Raw genomic sequence first — 9636 nt, 5'->3', positions numbered from 1 at the left:
TCGGCGACGGCGGCGACCGGCACGAGGAGGTCGTCCGGCTGCTGCTCGCCGCCGGAGCCGACCCGTGGCTCGCCGACTCCAAGGGGGTGACGGCGTACGAGCACGCCGCACGGCGCGGCTTCGACGGCCTGGCCCTGCTCCTGCAGGCCGCGCAGGAGCGGTCCGGTCACGAGGGCCACGAGGCTCACGACCACCGGAGTACGCCGTGAGCGGCCGGCTCCGGGGCGGGCCGGGCCGGCGGGCCCGGGTGCTGCTGGCCGTCGGGCCGGCCCTCGTCGCGCTGCTGGCCGGCTGCACCACGGCCGGGGACGGGAACGGCGAGGGCCGGGCCTCCGCCGCGCCCGCGCCGAGCGGGACACCGCTGCCCGGCGGCCTCCCCACCCCCGAAGGGACCCTGCTCGTCGCCGACTTCGGGGCCGACACCGTGACCTTCGTCGATCCCCGGCGCGGCCCGGTCGGCTCCGTCACCGTCGGCACCGCCCCGTACGGGCTGGCCGTCGGCCCGGACGGCCTCGCCTGGGTGGCCACCGCGGAGGGCGTGGCGGCCGTCGACACCCGGGCCCGCACCCGGGTGGCCCTGGTTCCGTACACCACCCGCACGGGTCCGGCGGGCACGGGTGAGTACCGGGGCGGCGGCATGGGCATCGCCCTCTCCCCGGACGGCTCGCGCGCCTACGTCGGTGTCAACGTCCCGGGCGGCCGGGGCGTGCTGGAGGTGATCGACACGGCGGCCCGCGAGGTCACCGCCACCGTGCCGGTGGGCCGCCGGCCGTTCGACGTGGACGTCGCCCGTGACGGCGGCGAGGTGTACGTGACCGGCCACGACTCCTTCGACGTCACGGTGGTCGACGCCGGCACCCTCGCGGCGCGCCGGATCGAGGTGGCCCCGTACGGCACGGAGGGGGGCCTCGGCTCCTGGCTCAAGCCGCACTACGCGGTGGTCCGCCCCGGGGACGGCCGGCTGCTGCTGCCGTTCGAGGGGGAACGGCTGGCCGTGGTGGACCCCCGCAGCGGTTCGGTCGCGGTGGAACCGATGACGGCCGACACCCACCAGCACGGCACCGCGCTCACCCCCGACGGCCGGCTGCTGGTCGTGGGCACCGGGGCGGTGGAGGAGGGCAAGGGCCCCTCGCTCACCGTGCGTTCCCCGGGCGGCGCCGAGCGCGTGTACCCGCTGGACGGCCCGCACGAGGCCGTGGCGGTTTCTCGCGACGGCCGGACGGCGTACGTCACCGGCGGCTACACCCGGGACGGCTACTGGAACGGGCTGACCGTCGTCGACCTGGCCGGCGGCGCCACCCGCCGCCTCCCGGCCGGCGCCCGCCCCCTGGGCATCGCCGTGCTGTAGCCGTCCCCGCGGCCCGCGCCGGGGGTCCTCAGCTCTGGCCTCCCTTGAGCCGGCGGTTGATCTCCTCGCCGATCCGGCGGTTGAGTTCGGCCAGCTGCTCGGGGGTGTAGGCGGTGAGGTCCCCGAGGTCGGGTGGGGCGGCCCGGGGTTTGTCCTTCTGTTTCTGCTCTTCCCGCCGTTTCAGCTCCTGCTCCTCCGGTGAGCCGGGCGCCGCGTACGCGCACCGGATCAGTGTTCCGTCGGCGGCCGCCAGACAGGTCGCCTCGCGGCCTCCGACCTGGCCCCTGCCGACCACCCGGTAGCGGATGTCCTGTTCGCTGCCGATCGTGGCGGTCCAGGTGGTGCCGCCGGTGGGGACCACCTCGAACACCTGGTCGTCGTTGTAGCAGCAGACGTCCCGGTACTCGGCCTTGATCAGCGCGACGATCGCCTTCGGCGAGGACCAGGTCGGGTCGAGCCGGTGGACGGTCAGGGGTGCCAGCCGCGTGCCCCGGTGGCGTGCCGGCACCGTCGAGACGGCGACCACCGAGCTGGCCTCGCCCTGCGGTGTGAGCGGGGTGACGTAGACGCTGCGTCCGCTCGAATCGCCGTAGCGGAGGGTGAACTCGGAGTCGTTCCCCTCGTTCGCGCCGTCCTCCGACGCGTCCCAGCCGCTGCGTTCGAACCACCAGTCGGTGAAGCCGCCGACGGCGGCCACCGCTTCCCGCTGCCGGGCGGCGAGGCTGAGCGGGTAGGACGGGCCGGGGACGGTGTCCGTGTCGTCGGTGAAGGTGATCTTCCCCGTGCGGCCGTTGTAGAGGGCGACCCCGGCCGGCCTTTCCGTCACGGTCAGGATCCCGGTCTGGCGCTTGAGGGGGACCACCACGACGGGGGTGTCGCCCGAGCAGGTCACGTAGGCGTCGTCGGCCTCGAAGCGGACCCAGCGCTTCTGCTCGGAGATCTTCCGGCCCAGGTTGTGGCCGTACCAGCCGCTGATGCGTGCGTCCGCCACGTCCACGTCGAACGCACAGCGCTGCTGCGAGCGGCTGGTGCCGCCGAGCGGAACGTCCTGCACGAGTCCGACCTCGTACCCGGACAGCCAGCCGCTCCGCTCGACGAGGGTGGCGAACCGGTCCGAGTCGGGCAGATAGGTGATGTCGGCGATCTCGCCGGTGACATCGCCCAGGTGGGGGGCGGCCTGCGCCTTGCCGACGAGGTAGGGGGCGCGGGGCGCCAGTTCGGGCACCGGCTCGGTCACGACCTGCGTGGCCTGCATGTAGGCGCGGTCCTCCAGATAGGCGCCGTAGATCAGCCACGCGACGGCGAGTGCCAGGCCGGCGACGGCACCCAGGCAGCCGAGGGCAGCCGAGGGCCCCCGCCACCCCGCCCGCCCCGGCGGCGCCCTTGCCGCGCCGCCTGCGCACGAGCCACTGCACGGCCCACACCAGGGCGACGAGCGCCGCGGCCAGCAGCGGCAGGGCCAGCCAGGCGAAGAGCTTGCGCAGCTCCCACACCAGGACGGTGGTGTAGTACGGGGCGTACAGCGGCGCGCAGGCCAGCAGGGCCACGACGGCCACCGGTATGCCGATACGCAGAGCCCGACCCATCAGCGCCTCCCCCGACCGCCTGGTTCAGGTCAATTGTGGGGTGCCGGAGGGGCCGTGTCACTGCCGCGTGCACCGGGTGCGGTGATGGCGACGAGTTCGACTTCGAAGCCGTCGGCGTTCTCCAGGTAGGCGGCGTAGGTCCGTTCCCCGCCCGCGTGCGGGTGGCGGTCGGGGAACATCAGGGTCCAGCCGTGCCCGGCCGCCCGGCGGGCCAGCGCCTCCACGGTGTGGTGGTCCTCGACGTGGAACGCCAGGTGGTTCAGTCCCGGCCGGCGACGGTCGTGCCGGCCCGCGGTGAGGGCGGGGGACTGTTCGAGGACCAGGTAGGTCGCGCCGAGCCGCCAGCTCCGGCCGTCGGCCCAGGACTGGAACGGCGTGTGGCCCAGGGCTTCCAGCAGCCACCCGAAGGAGGCGACGGCCCGTTCCAGGTCGGGCACCCAGATCTCGACGTGGTGCAGCGCCCCGTGTTCCGGCCGGGTGGGTTCCGTGGTCATGTGGGCCGTCCTCGGCCGTCGGACGCGGTCGACCGGACGTGTCCGTCCTTCAGGGAACCGCCGACGGATCCGGGCGGTTCCGTGAACCTGGCGCGGGGCGAGGTGTCGCGCAGCCGGCGGTCGAGGAGGACCAGCGAGGCGAATCCCGCGGCTCCCGCCGGGCCGCCCTCCTCGATGCCGGACAGGAGGGCCGCCAAGCCCCGTTCGTGGGTGGCGAAGACCCGGGGCGGCGCCAGGCGCCGGCGGGCGTACTGGCCCGAGAGCGCCTCCCGGGCCCCGACGTCGAGGAGGACCATGTGCGCCTGCCGCCCGGCCCGGTGGGCGCTGTGGGCGAGCCACCGGCGCAACCAGGACCGGCTGCCGCAGTCGTGTATGAACAGGGGGCCGGTCCCCCGCATCGCCCTGCGTATCCCGCGCATGTGGTGCAGCCGCGCCAGGGGCCGGTACACGGCATAGGGGAGCCAGCCCGGCATCAGCGCCTCGCAGGCGGCGCGCGTGGTACGCGGATCCAGGACGGTTCCCGAGGGGGCCCACGCGCGCAGCAGGGTGCTCTTCCCGCTGCCCGGGAGGCCGGCTACGACGACGACCGCGTCCCGCGGGTAGGACAGGCATATACCGGCGTCGGTACGGCCCCGCAGGTCGACCACGCCTCGCGGGGCGATCCGGCGGACGTCCCGACGTCCGGGCTCCAGGGCGGAGTTCGCGTTCTTCACGTCAGGGCCGGCCTCGGGCACAGCGGACCGTACATCGTCTTCGGCTCCATGTCGGATGGTGGGGCACGCGCCCCGGTGGCATCGGGCGACGGCCGCCGCGACGGCGGTGCCGGGCCCCCGTCGACCCTATCCGTCCCCCGGCCGACACCATCGCGCACGCCCCCCGCAAGGGAGGGTCATGGAAATGACTGGATTGTGCAAAGCGCAATGCGTGGCGTCCCCGGTCCCGAGCTGATGGGGCATCAGACTGCGGCTCCCCCGGCTGCACGCCGGGAACCGATCGGAGCCCGTTTCCGGGCGCGGGTCCGTACCCTGGAGACATGCGCATGCGCCCCACCCTGGACTGGACCCCCGCGGCGGACCTGCCCCCGGGGACCACGGACCTGCAGCCGGTCACCGACGCGCTGCGCGCCGGCGGTGTGCTGGTGCTCAGCGGAGCGGGGATCTCCACGGAGTCGGGCATCCCCGACTACCGCGGCGAGGGCGGGAGCCTGAGCCGGCACACCCCGATGACGTACCAGGAGTTCACCGCGAGCGCCGGGGCCCGGCAGCGGTACTGGGCGCGCGGCCATCTGGGCTGGCGCACCTTCGGCCGGGCCCGGCCCAACGCCGGGCACCGGGCCGTGGCGGCGTTCGGGCGTCACGGCCTGTTGTCGGGGGTGATCACCCAGAACGTCGACGGTCTGCACCAGGCCGCCGGCAGTGAGGGCGTGGTGGAGCTCCACGGCAGCCTGGAGCGGGTCGTCTGCCTGTCCTGCGGCGCCCTCAGCCCGCGCCGCGAGCTGGCGCACCGGCTGGAGGAGGCCAATGCCGGCTTCGAGCCGGTGGCCGCGGGGATCAACCCGGACGGTGACGCCGACCTCACCCAGGAGCAGGTCGCGGACTTCCGTGTGGTGCCCTGCGCGGTCTGCGGCGGCGTCCTCAAGCCCGACGTGGTGTTCTTCGGCGAATCCGTTCCGCCGCGGCGCGTCGAGCACTGCCGGGAGCTGGTGCGGGAGGCGGCCGCACTGCTGGTGCTGGGCTCCTCGCTGACGGTGATGTCGGGGCTCCGGTTCGTCCGGCAGGCGGCGGACGCCGGGAAGCCCGTGCTGATCGTCAACCGGGACCGGACCCGGGGCGACCTGCAGGCCGTCGCCCGGGTCGCGCTGCCGCTGGGGACGGCCCTCACCACGGTGGCCGCCCGGCTGGGCGTCCCGGTCGACGGCCTCGGCGGTGCGGCGGACTGACCGGGCGGGCGGAGGGCAGCCCAGCCGGAGGACCGGCGCGGAAGGGCCGCCGGAGTTCATCCACCCTTGGGCCGCCGGGCCAGCCGGGTACCGCAGCCGGAGCAGTAGCGGGCGTCGGCCTCTATCGCGTGCCGATGGCAGCGGGCGCAGACCAGGTGCAGGGCGCACGCCGGGGGCTCGGCGACCGGTGTGGCCGGCGCGATGCTCATGCCGCGGCGCCTGCGGTGGACGGTCAGCACGACGAGGCCCTGGGGACCGGCCAGCAGCGCCCGGACGGCGCCGCGCGGCAGCAGGGCGAGGAATCCCGGGGACAGGTGCGACTGCTCGCCGTCCAGGGTGAGGACGCCCGTGCCCGAGACGACGACCATCATGACGTCCACGGCGTCCTCGGTGGACGGTGCTCCCCCGGCCCCGGGCAGATGGCGTACGAGATTGGCGTCGAGCTGCCGGTCGGCCCCCAGCAGCCGCCACAGCGCCCCGCCCTGCCCCTCGACCGCCGCCGCGAGCAGCCCCGCGACGGTCGCCGTCTGCGGCGTGCGCTCCACCTCCATCAAGAGGTCCCCTCCAGGTCCGGCCGGCGTTCCACGCCCATGATCCCGCACCGACGACCCCGGCACGGGACCATCGGCCGGTTCAGCGGCCCTGGAGGGTCCTGACGTTGTCGCCGAACGTCCAGTTCCGGGAGCCGTCCCAGTTGAGGGACCAGGTCATCAGTCCCTTGAGCCGGCCGCCGTAGGAGTTCCACGCCTGGGCGACCAGGGCCGGGGCCATGTAGCCTCCCCCGGCGCCCTGTTGGGCCGGCAGGCCGGGGACCTGCTTGTCGTAGGGGACCCTGACGGTGGTGTTCTGGACGACGAGGCCGCGGTCGAGGCAGTCGGTCTGCGCCTTGAACCCCGCGACGGTTCCCGCCGCGTAGGAGTCCCCTCCGCAGCCGTACATGCTGCCGTTGTAGTACTGCATGTTCAGCCACCACAGGCGGCCGTTGTCCGCGTACTTCTTGACGATGGGCAGGTAGGCGCCCCAGATCGAGCCGTACGCGACGCTGCCGCCGGTGACGTAGGCGGTTTCGGGGGCCATCGTGAGGCCGAAGCCGGCCGGCATCCGGGCGAGCACCCCGTCGATGATGCGGATCAGGTTGGCCTGGGACGGGGAGAGCTGGGTGATGCTCCCCGAGCCGACGAGACCGGTCTCGATGTCGATGTCGATCCCGTCGAAGTTGTACTTCTTCAGGAGGGGGACGATCGTCTCCACGAAGCGGTCGGCGACGGCGGTGGAGCCGAGATCGATGCCGGCCGCGGCTCCACCGATGGACATCAGCACGGTGAGGCCGTCCTGTTTGGCCTGGCACATCTCGGCGGGGGTCGGCACCTTCACGGTGCTGTCCATCCCGTCCTCCCACAGGACGGTGCCGTCCGAGAGGATCACCGGGAAGGCGGCGTTCACCACGTTGTATCCGTGGCCGCGGATGCGGCTGTCGGTGAGGGGGATCCAGCCCAGGGGCGGGTGGACACCGTTGGCGGCGCCGTCCCAGTTCTCCCAGTATCCCTGGAGGACCTTGCCGGAGGGTTTCGGCCGGACGGCGCAGGTGTCGGGGGCGCTGGGGACGGCGGACGGCGGGGTGGCCGCCGTGGCGGGTAAGGGGCTCAGCAGGAGCGCGGCGAGCGCGAGTCCCGGTCCGAGGAGGCGGATGGTCCGACGGGGCATGTGGGGTGCTCCCTTCGCGCCTCCCCGCCCGGACGGGCGGGGAGGCGGGCAGGCCGGAGTGAGGAGCGTGCGCGGTGTGGTGCGCTCCACGGTGATTTGGTCCAGACCATCTGTCAAGGGTGTCGTCAGGAGACGAGGGGGCCTGCCTCCGCTTCGGTCAGCCTGACGGTGCAGAGGCCGCCGCGCTCGGTCTTCACGTCCGTCACCCTGAGCTGGGTGCCCGGCGCGAGGATGTACTCCTCCTCGCCGGTGAAGGCCGAGAAGCTGCGGATCCCCACAGCGCGGGCGGGCGTGACCTCGAAGAGGGTCCGTTTGCCGCGGCTGCCCAGGAAGGCACGGGCCACGCTCAGTTCCGAGGTGCACGAGGAGACGCCCCACCAGGTCACCGTCCCCCCGACCGGGTACTGGGCCCGCAGGTCCAGCGATACGCCGCGCCACAGCGGGCGGGTGTGGGCGGGCAGCTCCGAGACCGCCGAGAACAGCAGCCTCAGGTAAGGGAGGTAGGGCTCCAGTCTGCTCCGGTCCGGGGAGCGGAGGACGACGTTGATCTCGCGGTAGAAGGCGGACTCGCAGGTGTAGAGGTAGAGCGCGGCGATCGCGTCGGCGGACAGCCGGCCGGCGCCGGCCGTCTCGTCGGCGCGCCGCTTGCCGAACTCGTGGGAGCGGTCGATGTGGCGGCCCAGGCCGGGCAGCACCTCGGCGACCGGTGCGAGCGCCTCGCGGAAGCCGGCCGGCGGGGCGTCGAACACGCCGGTGATGGCCGGGAGGACGAGGCCCTCGTCCTTGACGCTGGTGAGCCGCTCCAGGTACAGCTGGTGCAGTTCCATGGTCGAGGCGATGAAGGCCCCCATGCGTGCGGCGACGCCGCCGTCCGCACCGCCGTCCGCATCGCCGTCCGCACCGCCGTCCGCGGCTGCGGCGGCGCCCTGGTCCCAGCCCTTGCTCGGCAGCCAGTCGATCTGCTCGGCGCCCAGTGAGGCGAGGGCGTCGTTCACCGTGGCGAAGTGGTCGCCCTCGCAGAAGATGTCGCCCTGGGCCGCCGGGTTGGCGTGGTCGATGTGCCGGACCTCCACGTCCGGGTACTTCTCCTGCAGCCGCAGGACGACCTTCTTCAGGCTGCGGGCGTGCGCCCCCCACCAGGCGAAGACGACGCTGCGGTCCTCCTCGTCGGCTTCCTGCTTGGCCTTGAGGATCTCCTCGACGATCCGTTCGGCGACGGGCCGCCAGAACGCGGTGTGCCGGTCGGCACCCATGGCGCCGTCGGCGCTGGCGGTGAGGGCGGCGTTCAGCAGGAGGACGCCCTGAGTGAGCATCGCCTGGAACCACTCCGGCGGCTGGACCGTGTCCCGCTCCTTCAGCAGGGCGCGGACGTCGGCGATCGGCGTCTTCTTCGCGATGCCGTACTTCCACATCGCGGCCGCCTTGATGATGCAGCGGATGCTGACGACCCTGCCGAACTGGCTGTCCTTCCAGTCGTTGAAGGTGTTGTCGAACATGGCGATGCCGGTGGCGCTCTCCGGCCGCGGATAGGGGTTCTGGCCGAAGACGACGACCTTCCACTTCTGCGGCGGGTGGGGCTTGAGGGCCTGGAAGGTCAGCTCGCGGACCGGGACGACTTCCGGGCTGCGGCCCTGTCCGATGAACTGGGCGGCGCCCGGCTGTGCCTCGATGACGGGCTTCAGCAGCGGGAGCCAGGGCTCACCGCCGCCCTGGAAGAGTCCGGTCAGGCCGAGCGGGTCGCCCGCGTCGGGCTGGGGCGCGGCGGCGTGGTCGTTGCTCATGGGTGAAGGGCTCCCGGGCGTCGAGCTGGTGGGGTGCGAAGGGCCGGCCGGCAGGCCGGTGGCGTGGGCGGCTTCAGCCAGGAAAGGAATGCCCTTTCGGTGGCACGATCCGCACCCGCTCGGCGGCCGGCGCCTTCTCGATGCCGTCGAGCTGGGCGGTGATCGTGGCGCGCAGCTCGTCGTCGTCCTCGAACCAGTGGTCCTGGAAGAGGGTGCAGCCGGTCCACATCAGGTTGGCGCAGACGCGGGCGGGCACCCGGCCGGTCTGCGCCCCCATCCCGACCAGCGCCACCGACCGGATGCTGTCCGGCGCCCGCCGGTTCTGCCGGTGCACGGCCTGGAACGCGGCGGCGCAGGCCAGGGCCACGTTCAGCGTGTCCCTCACGTTCTGCGAGGACTCCACCATGGTCGGCGTCGAGATCAGGTACCGCGGGACGGTCGCCCCCGACGGGACGCAGACCGCGCTGCCCACCGGGAGCGTCCCGGCGAACCGGTCGCGGATGGCCCGCTGCACGCGCAGCTGGATGCCGGCTCCGAGGTGCCGCTTGATGACGGCGTCGACCCCGCCGTCCATCCGGCCGCGGGAGTTGGTCGGGGTGACCCAGGCGTCGACGTCCTCGTCGAGGATCGAACCCCTGCGGATCTCGATCCCGGGGGTGTCCGCGAACGCCGCCCGCCACGCCTGCACCACTCGCTCGTTGACGTCGGTCAGCACCACCCTGAGGCCGGGCAGCACACGGTTCTCGGTCATCGTCCACTCCTGTCTCTTATACACATCTCTGAG

Annotated in this window: 9 protein-coding genes and 1 pseudogene; 3 read left to right on the top strand and 7 right to left on the bottom strand. The window is 73.5% G+C overall.

Translation table 11 applies throughout. The features are described 5' to 3' along the window. Together VR44_RS12195 and VR44_RS12190 are read left to right on the top strand one after the other, a co-directional pair. Positions 1 to 209, top strand: a pseudogene (locus tag VR44_RS12195) (ankyrin repeat domain-containing protein); the annotation flags it as partial. Beyond that, on the top strand, positions 206 to 1348 hold the full coding sequence (locus VR44_RS12190) for a YncE family protein (RefSeq protein WP_045947470.1): 1143 nt from the start codon (positions 206 to 208) through the stop codon (positions 1346 to 1348). The pseudogene VR44_RS12195 and the gene VR44_RS12190, both read left to right, overlap by 4 nt. A gap of 28 nt (positions 1349 to 1376) precedes the next feature. On the opposite strand, the gene VR44_RS12185 is transcribed toward VR44_RS12190, so the two are convergent. The 3 genes from VR44_RS12185 to VR44_RS12175 all read right to left on the bottom strand — a co-directional run bounded on the left by VR44_RS12185 (position 1377) and on the right by VR44_RS12175 (position 4141). Further along, complete coding sequence (locus VR44_RS12185; RefSeq protein ID WP_045947469.1) at positions 1377 to 2603, bottom strand: hypothetical protein; 1227 nt, start codon at positions 2601 to 2603, stop codon at positions 1377 to 1379. Between the two features lie 360 nt (positions 2604 to 2963). Continuing rightward, positions 2964 to 3428: a VOC family protein gene (locus tag VR44_RS12180; RefSeq protein WP_045947468.1), complete on the bottom strand. Its 465-nt coding sequence runs from the start codon at positions 3426 to 3428 to the stop codon at positions 2964 to 2966. Continuing rightward, positions 3425 to 4141 (bottom strand): AAA family ATPase, encoded by a 717-nt coding sequence (locus VR44_RS12175; protein ID WP_211275056.1) that lies wholly within the window; start codon positions 4139 to 4141, stop codon positions 3425 to 3427. Before VR44_RS12175 ends, VR44_RS12180 begins: the two co-directional genes overlap by 4 nt. Before the next feature lie 320 nt (positions 4142 to 4461). Between VR44_RS12175 and VR44_RS12170 the strand changes: the two genes are divergently transcribed. After that, positions 4462 to 5367, top strand: coding sequence for an NAD-dependent protein deacetylase (locus tag VR44_RS12170; protein ID WP_045947467.1), 906 nt, complete (start codon positions 4462 to 4464; stop codon positions 5365 to 5367). Positions 5368 to 5423: 56 nt separating this feature from the next. Here VR44_RS12170 and VR44_RS12165 read toward each other — a convergent pair whose 3' ends face one another. From VR44_RS12165 to VR44_RS12150, 4 genes are all read right to left on the bottom strand, one after another. After that, the gene (locus tag VR44_RS12165) at positions 5424 to 5918 is read right to left on the bottom strand and encodes a zinc ribbon domain-containing protein (RefSeq protein ID WP_052713567.1); all 495 of its coding nucleotides are present in this window, start codon (positions 5916 to 5918) and stop codon (positions 5424 to 5426) included. A gap of 82 nt (positions 5919 to 6000) precedes the next feature. Further along, positions 6001 to 7071 (bottom strand): chitinase, encoded by a 1071-nt coding sequence (locus tag VR44_RS12160; RefSeq protein WP_045947466.1) that lies wholly within the window; start codon positions 7069 to 7071, stop codon positions 6001 to 6003. Between the two features lie 125 nt (positions 7072 to 7196). Next, positions 7197 to 8852 (bottom strand): ADP-ribosyltransferase domain-containing protein, encoded by a 1656-nt coding sequence (locus VR44_RS12155; protein WP_045947465.1) that lies wholly within the window; start codon positions 8850 to 8852, stop codon positions 7197 to 7199. Positions 8853 to 8925: 73 nt separating this feature from the next. Next, the gene (locus VR44_RS12150) at positions 8926 to 9603 is read right to left on the bottom strand and encodes a macro domain-containing protein (protein WP_045947464.1); all 678 of its coding nucleotides are present in this window, start codon (positions 9601 to 9603) and stop codon (positions 8926 to 8928) included. Positions 9604 to 9636: the final 33 nt, after the last annotated feature.

The sequence above is a fragment of the Streptomyces katrae genome (assembly GCF_000966975.1).
GTDB lineage: Bacteria > Actinomycetota > Actinomycetes > Streptomycetales > Streptomycetaceae > Streptomyces > Streptomyces katrae.
Note: the sequence above shows the minus strand (reverse complement) of the source record. Positions and strands in the feature narration are given on the sequence as shown.

Bases quoted from the DNA above. Each gene is read 5' to 3' on its own strand.
- VR44_RS12185 (WP_045947469.1), bottom strand. From the start codon at position 2,603: ATGCAGGCCACGCAGGTCGTGACCGAGCCGGTGCCCGAACTGGCGCCC.
- VR44_RS12180 (WP_045947468.1), bottom strand. From the start codon at position 3,428: ATGACCACGGAACCCACCCGGCCGGAACACGGGGCGCTGCACCACGTC.
- VR44_RS12170 (WP_045947467.1), top strand. From the start codon at position 4,462: ATGCGCATGCGCCCCACCCTGGACTGGACCCCCGCGGCGGACCTGCCC.
- VR44_RS12165 (WP_052713567.1), bottom strand. From the start codon at position 5,918: ATGGAGGTGGAGCGCACGCCGCAGACGGCGACCGTCGCGGGGCTGCTC.
- VR44_RS12160 (WP_045947466.1), bottom strand. From the start codon at position 7,071: ATGCCCCGTCGGACCATCCGCCTCCTCGGACCGGGACTCGCGCTCGCC.
- VR44_RS12155 (WP_045947465.1), bottom strand. From the start codon at position 8,852: ATGAGCAACGACCACGCCGCCGCGCCCCAGCCCGACGCGGGCGACCCG.
- VR44_RS12150 (WP_045947464.1), bottom strand. From the start codon at position 9,603: ATGACCGAGAACCGTGTGCTGCCCGGCCTCAGGGTGGTGCTGACCGAC.